Genomic DNA, 19,416 nt, shown 5'->3' with positions numbered 1-19,416 from the left:
GGCTCGGGCGTCGGGCCCGGTCGATCAGGGGCTGCCGCCGGCCGCCACGCCCGCATCGGCCCCAGCCGCCGCGCGCGCGGCATACAGCGTGCCCGGCGGCGGTTGCGCGGTAAAGTAGGTATTGATGCCGTTGAGCACGGCGCTGGCGAGACGGCGCTGGTGCGCGGGATCGAGCAGACGCTGCTCTTCCTCGGCGTTGGAGATGAAGCCGGTCTCGACCAGCATCGCCGGCATGTCGGCGTTGCGCAGCACCGAGAAATTCGCGTACTCGACGTTTGCCTTGTGCGTCTTGCCCACGTTGCGCAGACCCGAGAGCACGTGCGTCGCGGCATCCTGCGAGGCGCGCATGTGACCGCTCTGCGCCATTTCCAGCAGCACGTTCGACAGCGTGTCCTGCGACAGCGACACGCCGCCGACCAGATCGGCGCTGTTCTCGCGATCCGCCAGCCAGCGCGCCTGCTGCGACGACGCGCCGCGCGTGGACAGGGTGTAGACCGACGAGCCGTACGCGGCGCGGTTGTGCGCGGCGTCGGCATGGATCGATACGAACATGTCGGCCTTGGCCCGGCGGGCGCGCGCTGCACGCTGCGGCAGCTCGATGTAGCTGTCGTTGTCGCGCACCAGATGCGCGCGCATGCCTGGCGTGGCGTTGATCTGGCGCGCGAGTTCGCGCGAGATCGCCAGCACGACGTTCTTCTCGTGCGTACCCGCCGGACCGATGGCACCGGGATCGCGTCCGCCATGTCCGGGATCGATCGCGACGACCAGTGGACGCATGCCGGGGCCCACCGCTGCGGGCATCGGCACCTGCGGCGCGGGCGCGATTTCGCGCTGCACGGCAGGCGGCGGCGTGGGAATGGGCGCGGGCGGCAACTGCGTGACCGGAGCCTGCGCGGTGGCCGCGACGGGCGCGGACGGCGCAGGCCCCTGCTGCGGGCCCATGCTGGAAATCAGGCGCGAGGTCGCATCGTTCGAGGCCAATGCAGGATCGGCCGCGGGCGCTGCAGCCGGGGCAGTGCCGGCGGCAGGCGTCGACGCGGTCGAGGCGGCGATCCGCGCGATCGGATCGGCCGCGCCGTCGCCGGGCCATTCGATGACGAGCCGGGGGCCGTCCGGGCTGTCTTCGAGCCGGGGCGGCATCGCCTTCACCGACGAGGACAGGTCGAACACGATGCGCGTGGTGCCGGCGACCGGCTGGCCGCTGCGCACGGACTTGATCGTGCCCGCGCCGGCGGGCATTGCCGTCGTGCGCAGACGGGTGCCGGGCAGATCGACGACCAGGCGGTCGGGATTGGCGAGCGAGATCACCGAATACTCGGCGCGGGCGTCGAGCTTGAGCTCGGCGCGCGTGCCGGTGGCACCGGAGCGCACGTCGACGCCGCGCAGCTCGGCACCGTAGGCAAGGTTCCAGCACAGCGCGGCGATCAGGGCGACCGCCAACGTGAGCTGAGACAGATTGATCCCCCGGATACGCATGGCGGCTAGTCAATCACCGCACTTGGAACATTGCAAGCCGTTTTCCCTTTCAAATCCGTGGCCTGCAGATCCTTCCTATGGTTTCGGTTCAGGAAGCGTCGACAAACGGGGATCGTCGAGAAGTGCGGCCAGCCAAGCGTTACCGCCCTGCCCGTCGGGCACGAGTTCGACCGAACGGCCCGCGCCGTCGATGGCCAGGTGGATCTCCAGATCGGCGGGCGCCAGCGCCGCGGCGCCGCGCTCTGGCCACTCGATGAGCCACAGCTCGGCGTCGATATCGTCGAGCCCGAGAAAATCGAGTTCGCCGGCATCGCCGATCCGGTACAGATCCAGATGCAGGGCCTCACCTCCCTCGACCGGATAGCGCTCGACGAGGGTGTAGGTAGGGCTGCGCACGGTGCCGGTCACGCCGAGCGCGCGCAGCCAGGCGCGCGCCAGCGTGGACTTGCCGGCGCCCAGATCGCCCTGCAGATGCACGACGGCGCCGCGCGGCTGATGCGCGGCGAGAAGTTCGGCGAGCAGGCGGGTTGCCGCGTCGTCGGGAAGATGGCGTCGGATCATGGGTTCGGTTCCGGATTCGCGCAGGCGCGCAGCACGTCGATGAGGTCGCCCGGCAACAGGCCGCGTTCGCCGGACGTGCGCGCGGCGGTGTCGCCGGCCACGGCGTGCAGCAGGGCGCCGCAGGCGGCCGCGTGTTCGGCGTCGAGTCCCTGTGCGCGCAGCGCGGCGATCACGCCGGTCAGCACATCGCCCATGCCGCCGGTGGCCATGCCCGGATTGCCGGCGGCGACGAGCCACGGCAGTCCGCCGGGCGCGCAGACCAGGGTGCCCGCGCCCTTGAGCACGACGACGGCGTTCCAGCGCGCGGCGAGTGCGCGCACCGCGGCCGGCCGATCGCGCTGGATCGCGGCGGTATCGAAATCGAGCAACCGCGCGGCTTCGCCCGGATGCGGGGTGAGTATCGCGCCCGCCGGCAACGCGCGCGGACGCGCGGCAAGCAGATTGAGCGCGTCGGCATCGAGCACCAGCGGCGTGCCGGCAGCGCTGGCCGCGTCGAGCGTTTCGTCGAACAGCGCGTGGCCCCAACTGCCCTGGCCGAGGCCCGGACCGAGTGCGATGACATCGGCGGCCTCGAGGGCGCCGGCCAGCGCCGAAACGTTGTCGGTGCGCCGGACCATCGCCTCGGGCCAGCGCGCGAGCAGTGGCGCGACATGCACGCCCTGGGTGGCGACTTCCACCAGTCCGGCGCCGGCGCGCAACGCGGCACCGGCGGCAAGCAGCACTGCCCCACCGGTGCCGTGATCGCCACCGATGCACAGCACGCGACCGTGGCTGCCCTTGTGCGCATTGCGCGGACGCGGCCGCAGCCAGTGCGCGAGATCATGCGCGTCGATCCGGCGCGCCTGCGCCTGCGCGTCCGCAAAGCAGCGCGCATCGACGCCGAGGGTGTCCAGCGACAGCGCACCGGCATGATCCGGGCCATCGCCGGTCTGCAGACCGATCTGCGGCGCGAGGAACTGCAGCGTGCGCGTCGCGCGCACGGCGACGCCGTCCGCACTGCCGCGATCGCCGGACAGGCCGCTGGGCGTATCCAATGCGAGCACCGGCACGCCGGCAGCGTTGATCGCGTCGATCAATGCAGCGGTCGCGTCGTCGGGTGCGCGCGACAGGCCGATGCCGAACACCGCGTCGACGACGAGGTCGGCAGCCGGCAACGCGCCGTCGAACACGAGGATCCGGCCGCCGGCGGCCTCGAACGCGGCGCACATCGCCTGCGCCGCATCGGTCCGCGGTGCATGCGATGCGAGCCGGACGACGACCGCGTCGCGCCCCGACGCCAGCGCCTGTGTCGCAAGCACGTAACCATCGCCGCCATTGTTGCCAGGCCCGCAGACCACGACGATGCGCCGCGCCTGTGGCCACTGCGCGAGCAGTGTGCGCCAAGCGGCCTGCCCCGCCCGTTGCATCAGCACGGTGGTGTCATCTGCGCCAGCGAGCGCCGCGGCCTCGATCGCGCGCAGCGCGGCCGCGTCGAACAGCGGGGTGCCCGGCAGCGAAGCGCCGGACGCAGGCGTGGCACAGGAAGCGCTCATCGCGCGGATTCTATACTTCGCGCATCGTGATGCCCCCAGCCGCCACCGCCGTTCCAACAACAGCATTGCCTGACGCGCTCGCCGCGCGCATCAAGGCGATCGCGGGCGAGATGGGCTTCCAGCGCTGCGGCATCGCCGGCATCGACCTGCGCGAGGACGAAGCGCATCTGCGCGATTGGCTCGCGCAGGGCCTGTACGGCACCATGGACTGGATGGCACGCCACGGCGACATGCGTGCGCGTCCGGACGAGCTGCTGCCGGGCACCGTGCGCGTGTTGTCGGTCGGTCTCGACTACGGCCGCAACGACGACGACAGCGCCTGGGACACACTCGCAGACGGCAGCCGCGCCTACGTGGCGCGCTATGCGCTGGGCCGCGATTATCACAAGCTGATGCGCAACCGGCTGCAGAAGTTCGCGCATCGCATCGCCGAGGAAATCGGCCCGTTCGGCCATCGGGTGTTCGTCGATTCGGCGCCGGTGCTGGAACGCGCCCTCGCACGCAATGCGGGCCTGGGCTGGATCGGCAAACACACCTGCCTGATCGACAAGAACGGTGGCTCCTGGTTCTTTCTCGGCGAGATCTACGTCGACGTGCCGCTGCCGGTCGATCCGCCGGCGACCGCGCATTGCGGCACCTGCGTGCGCTGCATCGACGTCTGCCCGACGCGCGCGATCATCGCGCCGCATCGGCTCGATGCGCGTCGCTGCATCGCCTATCTGACGATCGAGCACGAAGGCGCGATCGACGTCTCGCTGCGCCCTCTGATCGGCAACCGCATCTTCGGCTGCGACGACTGCCAGCTGGTCTGCCCTTGGAACAAGTTCGCCAAGCGCACCGACGAGCCCGACTTCCGCGCGCGCAACCACCTCGACACCGCGAGCCTGGCCGAGCTGTTCGCCTGGGACGAGGATGAATTCCTGCAGCGCACCGAAGGCTCGCCGATCCGGCGCAGCGGCCATCGCCGCTGGCTGCGCAATCTCGCCGTCGCGCTCGGCAATGCACCGACGACGCCGGACACCATCGCCGCGCTACGCACGCGCCGGCACAGCGGCGATGCGCTGGTGGACGAGCATGTGGAGTGGGCGCTGGGACGCCACGGCGTCGCTTGATGCCTGTGGGCGCGCGCTTGCGCGCGAAGGTGCTCTCCCGCGGAAGCGGCGCGCGCGCAAGCGCGCTCCCACAGGAGTCGATCAGCGCGCGCGACGCGCGCGGATCTCGTCCAGCAGCGCGCGCGTGACCGGATCGGCCACCGCCACGTCATCGCCCTGCACCGCCGGCATCAGTTCGCCGGCAATGCGCTTGCCGAGCTCGACGCCCCACTGGTCGAACGCGTTGATGCCCCACAGCACCGACTGCGCGTAGACGCTGTGCTCGTAGAGCGCGATCAGCGCGCCGAGGCTGCGCGGATCGAGGCGATCGAGCAGCAGCAGCGTCGACGGACGGTTGCCGGGATACGACTTCTGCGCATCGTCGGCCGAATACCCGTTGGCCAGCGCTTCGGTCTGCGCGAGCAGGTTCGACAGCAGCGCAGCGTGGTTGTCCGCATGCGGATGCGCAGGATTCACCACGCCGATGAAATCAGCCGGCACGGTCTGCGTGCCCTGGTGCAGCGCCTGGAAGAAGCTGTGCTGCGAGTTGGTGCCCGGCCCGCCCCAGAGCACCGGCACGGTATCGATGCCGACGGCCTCGCCATCGGGCGTGATCGACTTGCCGAGGCTCTCCATCACCAGCTGCTGCAGATAGGCGGGCAGCAGCGCGAGGCGCTCGTCGTAGGGCAGCACGGCATGCGTGGCGAGGCCGAGCGCATTGCGGTTCCACACGCCCGTCAGCGCGTGCAGCAGCGGCAGGTTCTCGCCGATCGGCGCCTGCAGCGCATGCGCGTCCATGTCGGCGGCGCCGGCGAGCAGCGCCTCGAACCCGTCCATGCCGACGGCGAGTGCGATGGAGAAACCGACCGCCGACCACAGCGAATAACGACCCCCGACCCAGTCCCACATCGGCAGCACACGCTCGGGCGCGACGCCGAAGGCTTCGGCGCGCGGCACGTTGGCGCTGACCGCGTACAGGCGTTCGCTGCCGCCGAGCCAGTCGCGCACGACCGCGCCGTTGAGCAGGGTTTCCTGTGTGCCGAAGGTCTTGGACACGAGGATCGCGGCGGTCTTCGCCGGATCGAGCCTTGCCAGACGATGCTGCGCGTCGCTGCCGTCGACGTTGGTCAGGAAATGCACGCGGAAGCGACCGGTGCCGAAATCCTTCAGCGCGTCGACCACCAGACGCGGGCCGAGATCCGAACCGCCGATGCCGACATTGACGATGTCGGTGACGTCGGACGCTTCGAGCTGCGCGACCAGTTCCGCCATGCGCACGCGCGCTTCGGCGGCCTGTGCATGCGCGTCACGCGCGATCGCGGTGTCGGACAGCGCGGACCGCAGCGCGACGTGCAGCGCCGGCCGATTTTCCGAGGTGTTGACGATGGCGCCGTCGAACAGCGCGCGGAACGCCTGCGGCAGCGCCGCGGCATCACCGAGCGCGACCAGCGCGTCACGCGCGTCGCGATCGAACCGCTGGCGCGCGAAGCTGGCGTAAAGCCCGCCGATGCGCAGCGCGAAGTCGTGCGGGCGCGCCGCATCGGCGTCGACGAGGTCGGCGATGCGCGCCGAATCGAGGCGACGCGCGTGCGGCGCCAGCGTATCGATGATCCGCCGCGCCGCTGTCGTCATCAGGCGGCCTGTGCGGGAATCGAATCGTTGGTGTGGGTCATGCGGTTGTCGCGGTCCACGTACACCAGCTTGGGCTTGAACTTGGCCACTTCGGCTTCGTCCAGCGCGCCGTAGGCGCAGATGATCACCAGATCACCGACGCCGGCCTTGTGCGCAGCCGCGCCGTTGACCGAGATGATGCCGCTGCCGACGTCGGCGCGGATCGCGTAGGTCGCGAAGCGCTCGCCGTTGTTGATGTTGTAGATCTCGATGCGCTCGTACTCGCGGATGCCCGACAGGTCGAGCAGACGGCCGTCGATCGCACACGAGCCTTCGTAATGCAGCTCGGCGTGGGTGACGGAGGCGCGGTGGATCTTGGCTTTCAGCAGGGTGAGTTGCATGACGGATGCGGCCGGATCACGGCATCGGACAACGCGGGAAGCCCGCAGGAACCGCGAAGTATAGGGACCATCTGCGGCATCGCAACATCGCCGCCCGGCGCGGCGACGGGAGATTCAGCGGGCCGACGGCGTCCCGTCGATGCTGAATTCGAGGTTGTCGATCAGGCGCGTGGCGCCCAGGCGCGCCGCGGCCAGCGCGACGGCCGCCTGTTGGCCGTCGACATGGGCCGACAGGTCGGGGGCACGCACCTCGACGTAATCGACCACGAAGCCGGCCTCGCGCAGGGCCACAGCGGCCTCGGCCGCCGCGTCGGCCGCGGACGCGCCGCCCTGCATCGCGTCGCGCAGTGCGCGCAGCGCCGCCTGCATCGCCGGCGCGCGAGTGCGCGCATCGGCGTCGAGATACTGGTTGCGTGAGCTCATCGCCAGACCGTCGGACTCGCGTGCGATCGCGACGGGGAGCAGTTCCACCGGAAACGCGAGATCGGCGACCAGATGCGCGATCACCGCCAGCTGCTGGTAATCCTTGCGCCCGAATGCGGCGACGTCGGGCTGCACCTGGTTGAACAGACGCGCGACCACGGTCGCTACCCCGTCGAAGTGGCCGGGGCGGTGCGCGCCGTCGAGCACCTCGGTCACGCCCGGCACGCGCACGGTCACCGTGTTGTGCAGGCCCAGCGGATACATCGCCTCGACCGACGGCAGCCACAGCAGATCGCAGCCGGCCGCGGCGAGACCCTGCGCGTCCTGGTCCGGCGTGCGCGGATAGCGGGCGAAGTCCTCGTTCGGGCCGAACTGGGTGGGATTGACGAACACGCTCGCGACCACGCGATCCACGCGCGCGCGCAATGCCGCGACCAGCGAGAAATGACCCGCATGCAGATTGCCCATCGTCGGCACGAGACCGATGCGCAGGCCCGCGCGCTTCCAGTCGGCGATCCGCGCGCGCAGCGCGGCGAGGTCATGGACGGTGTCGATCACGGCGGATCCGGCAATAGGGAGGCGCCGATTTTCGCAGATCGGCGGCGTCGCGCGTCAGCGCGCCCATCGCTGCCGGTCGTCACAGGGCACGCATCGTCGCCCGCCGACGCAGCGAGCCGTTACTTGTAGGAGTGCTCGGGACCGGGAAAGCTGCCGTCGCGCACCGCGTCGACGTAGGCGCGCGCGGCGCCGGCGACCGAGCCGCCATCGACGAGGAAATCGCGCACGAATTTCGGCCGGCGATGGCCGCTGTCGAGACCCAGCATGTCGTGGAGCACCAGCACCTGGCCGTCGCAATCCGGGCCGGCACCGATGCCGATCGTCGGCACCGGCGAGGACGCGGTGATTTCGGCGGCGAGCGCAGCCGGCACGCCTTCGAGCACGATCAGCGTCGCGCCGGCGTCGGCGATCGCACGTGCGTCGTCGCGCAGCGCCTGCGCTGCCGCATCGCCACGGCCCTGGATCTTGAACCCGCCGAAACGCAGCACCGACTGCGGCGTGAGGCCGAGATGCGCGCAGACCGGAATCTCGCGTTCGACGAGAAAACGCACCACCTCGCACTTGTTCGGCGTCGCGCCTTCCAGCTTGACCATGCCGGCGCCTGCCTGCAGCAGCCGCGTCGACGCGTCGAGGGCGCGCTCGGGCGTCGCGTCGGCCTGGAACGGCAGGTCGGCCACGATCAGCGCGCGCTGTACGCCGCGCGCCACGCAGGCGGTGTGATACGCGATGTCGTCGACGGTGACCGGCAGCGTCGAGCCGTGCCCCTGCACCACCATGCCGAGCGAATCGCCGATCAGCAGCAGGTCCACGCCGGCGGCATCGAAAGTGCGGGCGAAGCCGGCGTCGTAGGCGGTCAGCATCGCGAGCCGGCGACCGGCGGCGCGGGCCTCGAACAGCGCGGGCACGGTGACCGGCGCGGAAGATGAAGTGTTCATCGCCTTAGTGTCGCACCAATGCCGAAGTGGCGGTCGCGCGCGCCGGCATCGACGCGCCGCGCAGTGCGTCGCCGCGGATCAGCGAACGATGGCCCCACGCGCGATCAGGGCAGCGCTTCGATGCCGGCACGATCCACGTGCACGAGCGCCTCGATGGCCGCGCCGATGCGTGGAATCACGATGGCGGCGTCGAGTTCCAGCAGGGGCACGAGCGCGAATGCGCGCTGATGCAGGCGCGGATGCGGAACGGTCAGTCCCGGCAGCGTGATCACGGCGTCGCCGTAGAGCAGCAGATCGAGGTCCAGCGTGCGCGGGCCCCACTGGTCGCCGGCCTCGTCGCTGCGGGTGCGACCGAACAGACGTTCGATGTCGAGCAGCGCGTCGAGCAGATCCATCGGCGCGCGCTCGGTGTCGAACACCGCGACCGCGTTGACGAAATCGGGCTGGTCGGTACGGCCCCAGGCCGGCGTGCGGTACAGCGACGACAGCCGGAGGTCCCGGATGCCGGGCAAGGCCGACAGCGCCGACGCCGCGTCGCGCAGCACCTGCGGCACATTGCCCAGATTGCCGCCGAGTCCGACCCAGGCGCGCACGCTCATGTACGGGCGCCGCCCTGCCCGCTCCGCGGGGCGCGCGGGGTCATCCAGCCGCGGCCGGCGTACGACGTCGCCGTCGACGGCGACGCGGTGCGTCGTCGCTGCCACCCGCCTCGTCCTCGCCCGGATACAGCGCGATCGCGTGGTCGGGATCGTGCTGGGCTTCTTCCCAGAACGCGACGTCGGCGGCATGCGCATCGGACGCGGTCTGGCGCAGCACCAGGAAATCGAACGCGGCGCGGAAACGCGGATGCGACAGCGTGCGCGTGACGCGCTTGCGCTGGCGCAGCGGGAAGCGCGCCTGCAGCAGCCAGATCTCCTGCATCGGCAACGAGAAGCGACGCGGCAGCGCGACCGTGGTCACCTGATGCAGCGTGACGCGATCGGCCGCGCGGCGCTGCGCTTCGACCGGCTGCACGCCATCGGCCTGCAGCTTCATCCAGGCGCGGCAGAACGCCGGCCACAGCAAGGTCGCGAACAGGAACGCCGGCGACACCGGATCGCCCGCGGCGATGCGGGCATCGGTCGATGCCAGGCCCGCGAGCACCATCGCGCGCAAGGCGCCACTGCGGTTGCTGGCGAGCGCGGCGGCCGATTCGGGGAACAGCGCAGACAGCAGACCGTGACGCTCGAGGCCTTCGAAGCTGGCGACCGCGTGTCCGGACAGGAACAGCTTCAGGCATTCCTCGAACAGGCGCGCGGGCGCGGCTTCGGCCAGCAGCGGAGCCAGGCGCGGAATGGGCGCCGCGGTACCGGGCTCGATCGTGAAACCGAGCTTGGCCGCCAGACGCACTGCACGCAGCATGCGCACCGGGTCTTCGCGATAGCGCGTGTCGGGATCGCCGATCAGGCGCATGACGCGGTTCTGCACGTCCTCGAATCCACCGGTGTAATCGCGCACCGAAAAATCGGCGATCGCGTAATACAGGGCGTTGGCGGTGAAGTCGCGGCGCACCGCGTCGTCTTCGATTGTGCCGTAGACGTTGTCGCGCAGCAGGCGACCGCCATCGTGGATCTCGCGGTCGCCGCTGCCGTCGTCGACGTTGGCGCGGAACGTGGCGACCTCGATGATCTCGCGGCCGAACACGACGTGCGCCAGACGGAACCGGCGACCGATCAGGCGACAGTTGCGGAACAGTCCCTTGACCTGCTCCGGCGTCGCGTCGGTCGCGATGTCGAAGTCTTTCGGCGTCAGACCGACCAGCACATCGCGCACCGCCCCGCCGACCAGATAGGCCTCGTGACCGGCCTCGTGCAGGCGGTACAGCACGCGCAGCGCGTTCTGGCTGATCTGCCGCCGCGAGATGGTGTGCTGGTCGCGCGGAATGATTCGCAGGTCGGCGGACACGGCGCTTTGAATCGGAGCGGAATCGGTATGCATCAAGTCTGAAAAAATTCTCAGGCGGCCGTTGCGGCGCCAGCAAGCCTGATATACTAGCAAGCTGCACACGTCTTAGACGCGTTTGCAGGCCGGTCGTCCAACCGGAGCCGCTCGCGGCACCCAGCTCCCTTCGTCTAGAGGCCCAGGACGTGGCCCTCTCAAGGCTAAAACACGGGTTCGAATCCCGTAGGGAGCACCATATCGAAGCAGACAGCCCATGCCGCAAGGCGTGGGCTGTCTGCGTTTGCGCGCGTGGTGCACCGCCGCCGGCCGGCGAAGGATGCGGGACGGCGGCCCACCCGAAGCGTCCTCCGCCGACATGCGCGCCCGCTCGGCGGAATGCACCTGACCGCCGGCGGCAGACGGGTCAGCGATCGCAACCCGTTGTCACACGGCCTCGGACCTGCGGCACGGTCGACGACATCTCTGCGACCGCGATCGATCCTGGCCGTGACTTCGAGTTCGCGCCGGACGCGGGACACCGTCGCACGTCATCCTCCGACCCGACCCGACCCCACGCAGCGCAACGCAACGCACACGCTTTCCCGGCAAATGCGAACACTTCGCACCGGCGCCGCGGGCGCTGCCTTAAACTGCAGCCCGTCGCCGCCCCGCCCGATCCGAATTCCATGCCTTTCGTCGTCACCGAAAACTGCATCAAGTGCAAATACACCGACTGCGTCGAAGTCTGCCCGGTGGACTGCTTCCACGAAGGGCCGAACTTCCTCGTCATCGATCCCGACGAGTGCATCGACTGCACGTTGTGCGAGCCGGAATGCCCGATCAACGCGATCTATCCCGAGGACGACGTGCCGGCGGGCCAGGAAGCGTTCGTCGCGCTCAATGCCGATCTGGCCAAGGCGTGGCCGGTCATCACCACGCGCAAAGATGCGCTGGCCGATGCCAAGGACTGGGAAGGCAAGCCGGACAAGCTGCCGCTGCTGGAGCGCTGATCCGCGCAGCGCGCTCGCACGACGAAAAAAAACGGGCGCCGAGGCGCCCGTTTCCGTATCCGGGGATCGACGACGTCCGGACCGCGAACGCCGTCGACCCGTCTTACTGCGCCAGCGCCGCCTGCAGCGAGGCGATCAGACGCACCGGCGCATCGCCGGTCGCGGCCACGCCGCGCGGATCGACGGCCGACACCACGGCGCCGCCCTGCTGGGAGGCCACGCGCACCAGGAACTGGCTGCCGGCATAGGACACGTCGTAGGTGCCCAGCACCTGCGAGCGGCTGTTGACGGTCACGCCGTCGGTCGCGGCCAGCGCTTCGCCGACCTGTGCGAACACCGCGTCGCGCGCGCCGGTGGCGCTGAAGGACACGTTCGAATCGGCCGGCACCGCCGCGGTGCCAGAACGGGTGACCGACGTCGTGGCTTCCGGCAGCGCCATCGCACCGTCGGTCCGCGGACGGTCGAGATCCGGCGGCACTTCGAGCGGACGGGTTTCCGGGCTCTGCGCGTACAGCGCGTTGTCCTTCTTGAACCAGCGGCAGCCGCTGGTGCCCACGACTGCGACCGCGACGACGGCAATGGCGAGATAGCGCATGGAGGAACGGGGTGGACGCATCGTGGAATCTCCTGGGAAATCAGGCGGCGCGGGCACGGCAGGACGTTTCGAGGTCCGCCGCGAGTCGCGTCGCATCGTCGGCCTGCGCATCATGCGCCTGGGCCAGTGTCGTCAAAGGCAGACGCAGGCCATGGCCGAGGCCCTGTCTGCTCAGCACCGCCTTGACGGGAATGGGGTTGGGTTCGATGCCGCAGAACACGTGCAGCGGCTGCAGGCGCGCGTCCCAGTCGTGTGCGGCGTCGGCCTGGCCGTTGCGGGCCAGATCGCACAGCTTGCGGAACGCGCCTGGCACGAGGTTCGACACGACCGAGATCACACCATCGGCGCCGGCGAGCATCGCGCGCGCGGCGGTCGGATCGTCGCCACTGAGCACCGCGAACGTCTCGCTCTGCAGGGCGAGCAGCGCCTGCATGCGCTCCGCGCCGCTGTGCGCTTCCTTGATGCCGACGATGCGCGGGTGCTTCGCCAGCTCGGCGACGGTCTCGGGCAGCATGTCGGTGCCGGTGCGGCCGGGCACGTTGTAGAGCAGCACCGGCAGGCCGCCGGCATCGGCCACCGCGCGGTAATGCGCGATCAGGCCGGCCTGGGTCGGCCGCACATAGGCCGGCACCACGACGAGTGCGATATCCGCGCCGAGCTGCGCGAGCCGCTGCGTCGCGGCGATCGTCTTCGACGTCGCCGACAGGCCGGTACCGGCGAGCACGGGCACGCGGCCGCCGGCCAGTTCGACCGCGCTGCGGACCAGCCATTCGTATTCATCGTCTTCCAGCGTCGCGGCTTCGCCGGTCGAACCCGCGACCACGAGTCCCTGCGTACCGGCCGCCAGCTGCCACTCGACCAACCGTTTCCACGCTGCGCGGTCGAGTGCACCGGTGGCGTCGAAGGGCGTGGCGAGTGCGGTGATGCTGCCTGAGAGTCGCAAGATGGGAGTCCGATGGGCGGCCGCGGCGCGGTCGCAGAGAAACGAGGAGGCCGGGAAACGCGCGGTTTGGCCCGGAAAAGCTGGCCGATGTTACTTGCGGCCACGAAGCGCGGGCAAGTATGCTGGCCGCCGCATCCGGCCCCGACCGGACCGCCGTTCACCCTCCAGTCGCCATCGACCCTCGCAGTCGAACAGATTTCCCGCCGCGGACGCCCCCTTGACCGATTCCGACACCGCTGCCCGGCCCTCGCCGAACGAGAATTACCTGCTGATCAACGCGTACACCACGCATCCGGCCTCGCCGCTGCTGTCGGTGTCGCGTCGCATCTCCGACAGCGGCTGCAATCTGGTCGACACGCGCCTGTCGACGGTGGGCCGGGACGTCTCGGTGACGGCGCTGGCGAACGGCCCGTGGGATGCGGTCGCCAAGCTCGAAGCGATGCTCACGCGCCTGGAGCGCGAGGAAGACCTGAAGCTGGTGTGGTACCGCACCGGCCCGAAGCCGATCCAGTCGAACCTGCTGCCCTACGTCGTGGAAGTGGTCGCGGCGGACAAGGCCGGCATCCTGTTCCAGCTGGCCGACTTCTTCGACCGCCAGGGCATCACGATCGAAAGCCTGCATTCTTCGCGGTATCGCGCGATGCAGACCGGCGCGGACATGTTCTCGGCGCAGATCACGATCGGCATCCCGGCGAACATGCACATCGCCGCGCTGCGCGACGATTTCCTCGAGTTCTGCGACCACTTGAACCTCGACGCGATCATGGATCCGATGAAGTTCTGATCCGGTGCGCGCGGACGCTTGCGAAAGCAGGAACTCGCGCGCATTGTGATCACGACCGTCGCAATGGAACGACCGTTCGAACGATGAGCGGAACACGCAAGAAGCTCGCAAACGCCACCCTGCGGCTGCCGCTGGCGCTGTCGGGCGGCGCGAAGGCCACACTGGCCGACCACGCCGGACGCTGGCTCGTCCTCTACTTCTACCCGAAGGATTCCACGCCCGGTTGTACGACCGAGGGCCTGGATTTCAGCGCGCTGCTGCCGCAGTTCCAGGCGCTCGGCGCCGACGTGCTGGGCGTCTCGCGCGATTCGGTGAAATCGCACGACAATTTCTGCGCCAAACAGGGCTTCGCGTTTCCGCTGGTCAGCGACGCGGACGAAGCCTTGTGTCGCGCGTTCGACGTGATCCGCGAAAAGAACATGTATGGCCGGACCGTGCTCGGCATCGAGCGCAGCACGTTCCTGATCGATCCCGACGGCCGTATCGCGGTCGAGTGGCGCAAGGTCCGCGTGCCGGGCCATGCGCAGGCCGTCCTCGACGCACTGCAGGCTGCGCAGTCGCAGTGACGGGTATTTCCGAACTTGCCGCTCGCCGTCCCGCATCGCGGGTCACGGCGGCGCGGCCGTGCGTGTGCGACACAGGCTCCACTTCCGTCATCCCTTCTCCAACACGGAACGCCGACTGACGATGATGACCAAAGGCAAGCGCGTCTACGTTCTCGACACCAACGTGCTCATGCACGACCCCACGGCGCTGTTCAAGTTCGAGGAGCACGATGTCTACCTGCCGATGCAGGTGATCGAAGAGCTGGACAACGGCAAGAAGGGCACCAGCGAAGCCAGCCGCAACGCGCGCCAGGTCAGCCGGTTCCTCAATGAACTGATCGAAGCGGCAGGCAGCGACCAGATCGCCACCGGCCTGCCGCTGCTGCGCCCCCAGGGCCTGCAACTGCGGGGTGCACAGAGCGTCGGCAAGCTGCGCTTCCAGACCACCACGCCGACCGAGGATCCGACCTCGTTCGGCGCCGCCGCGCCCGACAACCGCATTCTCGGCGCGATCCTCGATCTGGTGCGCACCGAGCCTGACTACCCGGTGGTGTTCGTCTCCAAGGACATCAACCTTCGGATCAAGGCGGCGATCGCCGGCATTCCGAACGAGGACTACGAGAACGACCGCGCGCTCGACGATTTCAGCCTGCTCTACACCGGCGCGACCGCGCTGCCCGCGGATTTCTGGACGATCCACGGCAAGGATCTGCGGTCGTGGACCGACAAGGGCCGCACGTACTACGACCTCGCCGTGTCGGAAGACGACGGCTGGTACGCGAACCAGTTCCTGTACCTGCCGGGCGACGAGGAATCCGAATTCCGCGTAACCCGGGTGGAGGACGGCCGCGCGACGCTGCAGATCGTCGACGACTTCCGCCACAGCCAGCACGCGGTGTGGGGCATCAACGCGCGCAACCGCGAGCAGAATTTCGCGCTCAACGCGTTGATGGATCCCGAAGTCGACTTCGTCACCCTGCTCGGCACTGCCGGTACCGGCAAGACGCTGCTCGCACTCGCGGCAGGGCTGGCGCAGACGATGGACCAGCAGCGCTACCGCGAGATCATCATGACCCGCGCAACGGTCAGCGTGGGCGAGGACATCGGCTTCCTGCCAGGCACGGAAGAAGAAAAGATGACGCCCTGGATGGGCGCCCTGACCGACAACCTCGAAGTGCTCACGCACAACCAGGAAGGCGGCAGCTGGGGCCGCGCGGCGACCAATGATCTGCTGGCCTCGCGCATCAAGATCCGCTCGATGAACTTTATGCGCGGGCGCACGTTCCTGTCGAGGTATCTGATCCTCGACGAGGCGCAGAACCTCACGCCCAAGCAGATGAAGACGCTGATCACCCGCGCCGGTCCCGGCACCAAGATCGTGTGCCTGGGCAACGTCGAACAGATCGACACGCCCTACCTCACCGAGACGACATCGGGCCTGACCTACGCGGTCGACCGTTTCAAGAACTGGGCGCACAGCGCGCACGTCACGCTGCGTCGGGGCGAGCGTTCGCGCCTGGCCGACTTCGCGTCCGAAGTGCTCTGACCCGCGCACGGCCGGCCGCACACGCGGCCGGTCGATGCGTGTGCGCCGCGTTCCGCGCCGATCGCTGTTGCACAATGTGCGCATGACCAAACCGTCCGCGCCCCGCCCGCCGTCCGTGCTCACGATCGCCGGTTCCGATTCCGGCGGTGGCGCCGGCATCCAGGCCGACCTCAAGACCTTCGCCGCGCACGGCGTGCACGGCCTGTCCGCGATCGCCGCGCTCACCGCGCAGCACACCCGCAGCGTCACCGCAGTGCATGCGCCGCCGGTCGCGTTCCTGCGCGCGCAACTCGATGCGTGCTTCGACGACTTCGACGTGCGCAGCGTCAAGATCGGCATGCTCGCGACCGCGGAGATCGTCGACGCCGTGGCCGACGCGCTGGCGCTGTTTCCTAACGTGCCGGTGGTGCTGGACCCGGTAATGATCGCGACCTCGGGCGCGAAGCTGCTCGACGACGACGCGCTCGGCGCGCTGCGCACGCGTTTGATTCCACGCGCTCGCGTGCTGACGCCGAACCTGCCGGAAGCCGAGCTGCTGCTCGGCCGCCGCATCGCTGCAGGCGCCGACGCCGAAGCCGCACTCGCGGCACTACGCGCGCTCGGCGCGCACGGTGTGCTGCTCAAGGGCGGCCATCTCGACGAGGGCGACGAGGTCGTGGATCGCTACGCCGATGCAGACACGACCTTCGCGCATCGCGCGCCGCGGCTCGACATCGACGGCCACGGCACCGGCTGCACGCTGTCGTCGGCGATCGCCGCGCGCCTCGCGCTGGGTGACGACGCCGCGACTGCGTGCCGCGCCGGCATCGACTACGTGCACCGCGCGATGCGCGACGCCTACCGCCCCGGACGCAGCGCGGTCAGCGTGCTCGGCCATCTGGGCCCGCTCGCGTCGTGAGCACGGCGGCCGCGCGCGTCGAGCCGCTCGACAGCGGCGATGGCCATCGCTTCGAACTGATCCTGCGCGTGCCCGATGCCCCGACGCGCCGGCTGTTGTGGCTGCCGGCGATGGGCGTGCCGGCGAAGCATTACCTGCCGTTCGCCGATGCGCTGGCGGCGCGCGGCATCGCCGTCGGCCTGCACGAATGGCGCGGCATCGGCTCGAGCAGCCTGCGCGCCGGCCGCGCGCACGACTGGGGCTACCGCGAACTGCTGGGGGACATCGCACGCAGCGAAGCGGCGCTGGACGCCGCCGTGCCGGGTGCGTCGCGCATCGTCGGCGGGCACAGCCTCGGTGGTCAGCTCGCCTGTTGTCATCTCGCGCTGCAGCCCGATGCGGCCGACGCGCTATGGCTGGTCGCCAGCGGCGCGCCCTACTGGCGCGCGTTTCCGCCGCGTGTGCGCTACATGCTGCCGCCGCTGTACCGCTTCATGGCGTGGCTCGCGCGCACGCGCGGTGTGCTGCCGGGCCGCCGGCTGCGTTTCGCCGGCAACGAATCACGCGGCGTGATCGCCGACTGGACGCGCAGCGGATTGCGCGGGCGTTATGGGGCAGCCGGCATCGATGTCGATATCGATACGTCGATGGCGCGTGTCGAGGTGCCCGTCCGCGCGGCTTGGCTCGGCGACGACTGGCTCGGCCCGCCGTCGTCGCTGCGTTTCCTGCTCGGCAAGCTCGGCAGCGCGGATGTCGCGATCGAGGGGTTCGACGCCGCGCGCCTGAGCGCGAGGGCCGACCATTTCGCGTGGATGCGCACGCCGGACGCGATCGCCGCCTGGCTCGCCGACACCTGAGGCCGCGCGCAAGCGTCCGCTACACTGCGTCGATCGACCAACGAGCCTCTCCTGCATGACCGCACCGCTGCCCGCACGCGACGACATCCGCATCGCCGTCATCGGCCTCGGCTACGTGGGCCTGCCGCTCGCGGTCGCATTCGGCCGCCGCCACGCGACGCTGGGCTTCGACATCGACCAGACGCGTGTGGCCGGTCTGCAGCGCGGCGACGACCACACCCGCGAACTGTCGCCCGACGAACTGCGCGCGGCCGCGCGTCTGCGCTACAGCGCCGACGCGACCGATCTCGCAAGCTGCAACGTACACATCGTCACCGTGCCGACGCCGGTCGATGCCTACAAGCGGCCCGACCTGTCGGCTCTGGAAGCCTCGAGTCGCGCGGTCGGCGCCGCCCTGCAGCGCGGTGGCGTGGTGATCTTCGAGTCGACCGTGTATCCGGGCGCGACGGAAGAGATCTGCGTGCCGATTCTCGAAGCCGTGTCGGGCCTGCGGTATCGCGACGATTTCCACGTCGGCTACAGCCCCGAACGCATCAATCCCGGCGACAAGCAGCACCGGCTGGAGAACACGCTCAAGGTCACCGCCGGTTCCAGCGACGCGGCAGCCGGTTTCGTCGACGCGCTGTATCGCGACATCGTCGAAGCCGGCACGCATCGCGTGTCGAGCATCCGCGTGGCAGAAGCGGCCAAGGTCATCGAGAACACCCAGCGCGACGTCAACATCGCCCTGGTCAACGAGCTCGCGCTGATCTTCGACCGCCTCGGCATCGACACGCACGAAGTGCTCGAAGCCGCGGGCACGAAGTGGAATTTCCTGCCGTTCCGCCCGGGTCTCGTCGGCGGACACTGCATCGGCGTCGATCCGTATTACCTGACGCACAAGGCGCAGGAGATCGGTTACCACCCCGAAGTGATCCTCGCCGGCCGCCGCATCAACGACAGCATGGGCCTGCACGTCGCCCAGCGCGTGGTGAAGCTGATGCAACAGCGCGGCATCCAGACCGCCGGCGCACGCGTGCTGGTGCTGGGCCTGGCGTTCAAGGAGAACTGCCCGGACCTGCGCAACACGCGCGTGATCGACGTGGTGCGCGAACTGCAGAGCTACAGCATCGACGTCGACGTGCACGACCCGTGGGTCGCGGCGGCGTACGCGCAGCACGAGTACGGGCTCACGCCGATCGGCACGCCGGAGACCGGCGCCTACGACGCGATCATCCTCGCGGTCGCACACACCCAGTTCCGCGATCTGGGCGCGGATGGCATGCGCGCGTTCGGCAAACCGGGCGCGGTGCTCTTCGACGTCAAGGCCGTGCTGCCTGCGGACGCGGTGGACGCGCGACTCTAGCGCGTCGCTGCGCTGCGCCCGGATGCGCGGCGTGCATGGATGACCCGCCCTCCAGGCTGTCGTAAAGCGGTGCCCGCCTGGAGCGGGTCGATCGCGTCGCAGCGTCGCGTCCGCAATCCCGGTGTCCGACGCTCAATTCCGGCGAGCTGACGCGCTTCGCATGCGGTGGCGTCAGCGATGCATGTTCACCACGACGCATCGAGACCCGCCTCTGCACCGACATGCAACGCGCGCGCATATTTCGTCGCGCCCGCCACTCGTCGACGGGAGCGCCGCGTACGGCACGTGATCCATGCCCTCGAAGATGCATCGCGCCGCCGCGGTCGCAGGCCAATGCACCGTGCGGCGTCCGCCAATCGCGAGATGCGTAGTGGATCGAAACCGACGCACACGTCCCGGCAAAAAC

19 protein-coding genes and 1 tRNA gene are annotated in these 19,416 nt (G+C 69.6%); 9 read left to right on the top strand and 11 right to left on the bottom strand.

Annotated elements, in window-relative coordinates:
• Positions 1-24: 24 nt before the first annotated feature.
• From V3391_RS12130 to V3391_RS12120, 3 genes are all read right to left on the bottom strand, one after another.
• Positions 25-1,476, bottom strand: a complete 1,452-nt coding sequence (locus V3391_RS12130; protein ID WP_332078654.1) for an N-acetylmuramoyl-L-alanine amidase — start codon at positions 1,474-1,476, stop codon at positions 25-27.
• A 75-nt stretch (positions 1,477-1,551) separates the two neighbouring features.
• Entirely contained in the window at positions 1,552-2,037 is a 486-nt protein-coding gene (gene tsaE, locus V3391_RS12125) for a tRNA (adenosine(37)-N6)-threonylcarbamoyltransferase complex ATPase subunit type 1 TsaE (RefSeq protein ID WP_332078653.1), read from the bottom strand.
• Positions 2,034-3,569, bottom strand: coding sequence for an NAD(P)H-hydrate dehydratase (locus V3391_RS12120; protein ID WP_332078652.1), 1,536 nt, complete (start codon positions 3,567-3,569; stop codon positions 2,034-2,036). The genes tsaE and V3391_RS12120 overlap by 4 nt, the downstream gene beginning before the upstream one ends.
• 29 nt (positions 3,570-3,598) lie before the next feature.
• Here V3391_RS12120 and queG point away from each other — a divergent pair, with 29 nt between their 5' ends.
• A complete protein-coding gene (gene queG / locus V3391_RS12115) occupies positions 3,599-4,681 on the top strand; it encodes a tRNA epoxyqueuosine(34) reductase QueG (protein WP_332078651.1) in 1,083 nt (360 codons plus the stop codon).
• An 81-nt stretch (positions 4,682-4,762) separates the two neighbouring features.
• On the opposite strand, the gene pgi is transcribed toward queG, so the two are convergent.
• From pgi to pcnB, 6 genes are all read right to left on the bottom strand, one after another.
• Complete coding sequence (pgi, locus tag V3391_RS12110) at positions 4,763-6,292, bottom strand: glucose-6-phosphate isomerase (RefSeq protein WP_332078650.1); 1,530 nt, start codon at positions 6,290-6,292, stop codon at positions 4,763-4,765.
• Positions 6,292-6,672 carry an aspartate 1-decarboxylase gene (gene panD, locus V3391_RS12105; RefSeq protein ID WP_232136944.1) on the bottom strand — a complete coding sequence of 127 codons (381 nt, stop codon included), beginning with the start codon at positions 6,670-6,672 and terminating at the stop codon, positions 6,292-6,294. The genes pgi and panD overlap by 1 nt, the downstream gene beginning before the upstream one ends.
• A 114-nt stretch (positions 6,673-6,786) precedes the next feature.
• Positions 6,787-7,653: a pantoate--beta-alanine ligase gene (gene panC, locus V3391_RS12100; RefSeq protein WP_332078648.1), complete on the bottom strand. Its 867-nt coding sequence runs from the start codon at positions 7,651-7,653 to the stop codon at positions 6,787-6,789.
• Positions 7,654-7,772: 119 nt separating this feature from the next.
• The gene (panB, locus tag V3391_RS12095; RefSeq protein ID WP_332078647.1) at positions 7,773-8,588 is read right to left on the bottom strand and encodes a 3-methyl-2-oxobutanoate hydroxymethyltransferase; all 816 of its coding nucleotides are present in this window, start codon (positions 8,586-8,588) and stop codon (positions 7,773-7,775) included.
• Between the two features lie 104 nt (positions 8,589-8,692).
• Entirely contained in the window at positions 8,693-9,187 is a 495-nt protein-coding gene (gene folK / locus V3391_RS12090) for a 2-amino-4-hydroxy-6-hydroxymethyldihydropteridine diphosphokinase (RefSeq protein WP_332078646.1), read from the bottom strand.
• 40 nt (positions 9,188-9,227) lie between these two features.
• The gene (gene pcnB / locus V3391_RS12085; protein WP_332078645.1) at positions 9,228-10,565 is read right to left on the bottom strand and encodes a polynucleotide adenylyltransferase PcnB; all 1,338 of its coding nucleotides are present in this window, start codon (positions 10,563-10,565) and stop codon (positions 9,228-9,230) included.
• A gap of 123 nt (positions 10,566-10,688) precedes the next feature.
• On the opposite strand from pcnB, the gene V3391_RS12080 reads away from it, so the two are divergent.
• Together V3391_RS12080 and fdxA are read left to right on the top strand one after the other, a co-directional pair.
• A tRNA-Glu gene (locus V3391_RS12080) sits at positions 10,689-10,764 on the top strand.
• Between the two features lie 430 nt (positions 10,765-11,194).
• Positions 11,195-11,518, top strand: a complete 324-nt coding sequence (gene fdxA / locus V3391_RS12075) for a ferredoxin FdxA (protein ID WP_232116506.1) — start codon at positions 11,195-11,197, stop codon at positions 11,516-11,518.
• A gap of 103 nt (positions 11,519-11,621) precedes the next feature.
• Here fdxA and V3391_RS12070 read toward each other — a convergent pair whose 3' ends face one another.
• Together V3391_RS12070 and dapA are read right to left on the bottom strand one after the other, a co-directional pair.
• On the bottom strand, positions 11,622-12,134 hold the full coding sequence (locus V3391_RS12070; RefSeq protein WP_332078644.1) for a hypothetical protein: 513 nt from the start codon (positions 12,132-12,134) through the stop codon (positions 11,622-11,624).
• Positions 12,135-12,153: 19 nt separating this feature from the next.
• A complete protein-coding gene (gene dapA / locus V3391_RS12065; protein ID WP_332078643.1) occupies positions 12,154-13,056 on the bottom strand; it encodes a 4-hydroxy-tetrahydrodipicolinate synthase in 903 nt (300 codons plus the stop codon).
• Between the two features lie 217 nt (positions 13,057-13,273).
• Here dapA and V3391_RS12060 point away from each other — a divergent pair, with 217 nt between their 5' ends.
• From V3391_RS12060 to V3391_RS12035, 6 genes are all read left to right on the top strand, one after another.
• A complete protein-coding gene (locus V3391_RS12060) occupies positions 13,274-13,840 on the top strand; it encodes a glycine cleavage system transcriptional repressor (RefSeq protein ID WP_332078642.1) in 567 nt (188 codons plus the stop codon).
• Between the two features lie 83 nt (positions 13,841-13,923).
• Positions 13,924-14,406: a peroxiredoxin gene (locus V3391_RS12055; protein WP_332078641.1), complete on the top strand. Its 483-nt coding sequence runs from the start codon at positions 13,924-13,926 to the stop codon at positions 14,404-14,406.
• A 124-nt stretch (positions 14,407-14,530) separates the two neighbouring features.
• On the top strand, positions 14,531-15,931 hold the full coding sequence (locus V3391_RS12050; RefSeq protein ID WP_332078640.1) for a PhoH family protein: 1,401 nt from the start codon (positions 14,531-14,533) through the stop codon (positions 15,929-15,931).
• A gap of 82 nt (positions 15,932-16,013) precedes the next feature.
• Positions 16,014-16,829 (top strand): bifunctional hydroxymethylpyrimidine kinase/phosphomethylpyrimidine kinase, encoded by an 816-nt coding sequence (thiD, locus tag V3391_RS12045; protein WP_332078639.1) that lies wholly within the window; start codon positions 16,014-16,016, stop codon positions 16,827-16,829.
• A complete protein-coding gene (locus V3391_RS12040; protein WP_332078638.1) occupies positions 16,826-17,665 on the top strand; it encodes an alpha/beta hydrolase family protein in 840 nt (279 codons plus the stop codon). Before thiD ends, V3391_RS12040 begins: the two co-directional genes overlap by 4 nt.
• A gap of 55 nt (positions 17,666-17,720) precedes the next feature.
• Entirely contained in the window at positions 17,721-19,010 is a 1,290-nt protein-coding gene (locus tag V3391_RS12035) for a nucleotide sugar dehydrogenase (protein WP_332078637.1), read from the top strand.
• The last annotated feature ends 406 nt before the right edge of the window (positions 19,011-19,416 follow it).

Origin of the sequence: Luteimonas flava, from assembly GCF_036584485.1 — a bacterium.
Classification (GTDB): domain Bacteria; phylum Pseudomonadota; class Gammaproteobacteria; order Xanthomonadales; family Xanthomonadaceae; genus Luteimonas; species Luteimonas flava.
The sequence above is the reverse complement of the archived record's forward strand: the minus strand, read 5'-3'. Positions and strand labels throughout refer to the sequence as shown.

Coding starts and splice junctions, on each gene's coding strand:
- pcnB (WP_332078645.1), bottom strand. CDS start 10,565: ATGCATACCGATTCCGCTCCGATTCAAAGCGCCGTGTCCGCCGACCTG.
- V3391_RS12070 (WP_332078644.1), bottom strand. CDS start 12,134: ATGCGTCCACCCCGTTCCTCCATGCGCTATCTCGCCATTGCCGTCGTC.
- thiD (WP_332078639.1), top strand. CDS start 16,014: ATGACCAAACCGTCCGCGCCCCGCCCGCCGTCCGTGCTCACGATCGCC.
- tsaE (WP_332078653.1), bottom strand. CDS start 2,037: ATGATCCGACGCCATCTTCCCGACGACGCGGCAACCCGCCTGCTCGCC.
- queG (WP_332078651.1), top strand. CDS start 3,599: ATGCCCCCAGCCGCCACCGCCGTTCCAACAACAGCATTGCCTGACGCG.
- fdxA (WP_232116506.1), top strand. CDS start 11,195: ATGCCTTTCGTCGTCACCGAAAACTGCATCAAGTGCAAATACACCGAC.
- V3391_RS12130 (WP_332078654.1), bottom strand. CDS start 1,476: ATGCGTATCCGGGGGATCAATCTGTCTCAGCTCACGTTGGCGGTCGCC.
- V3391_RS12120 (WP_332078652.1), bottom strand. CDS start 3,569: ATGAGCGCTTCCTGTGCCACGCCTGCGTCCGGCGCTTCGCTGCCGGGC.
- V3391_RS12050 (WP_332078640.1), top strand. CDS start 14,531: ATGACCAAAGGCAAGCGCGTCTACGTTCTCGACACCAACGTGCTCATG.
- V3391_RS12035 (WP_332078637.1), top strand. CDS start 17,721: ATGACCGCACCGCTGCCCGCACGCGACGACATCCGCATCGCCGTCATC.
- pgi (WP_332078650.1), bottom strand. CDS start 6,292: ATGACGACAGCGGCGCGGCGGATCATCGATACGCTGGCGCCGCACGCG.
- panD (WP_232136944.1), bottom strand. CDS start 6,672: ATGCAACTCACCCTGCTGAAAGCCAAGATCCACCGCGCCTCCGTCACC.
- folK (WP_332078646.1), bottom strand. CDS start 9,187: ATGAGCGTGCGCGCCTGGGTCGGACTCGGCGGCAATCTGGGCAATGTG.
- V3391_RS12055 (WP_332078641.1), top strand. CDS start 13,924: ATGAGCGGAACACGCAAGAAGCTCGCAAACGCCACCCTGCGGCTGCCG.
- panB (WP_332078647.1), bottom strand. CDS start 8,588: ATGAACACTTCATCTTCCGCGCCGGTCACCGTGCCCGCGCTGTTCGAG.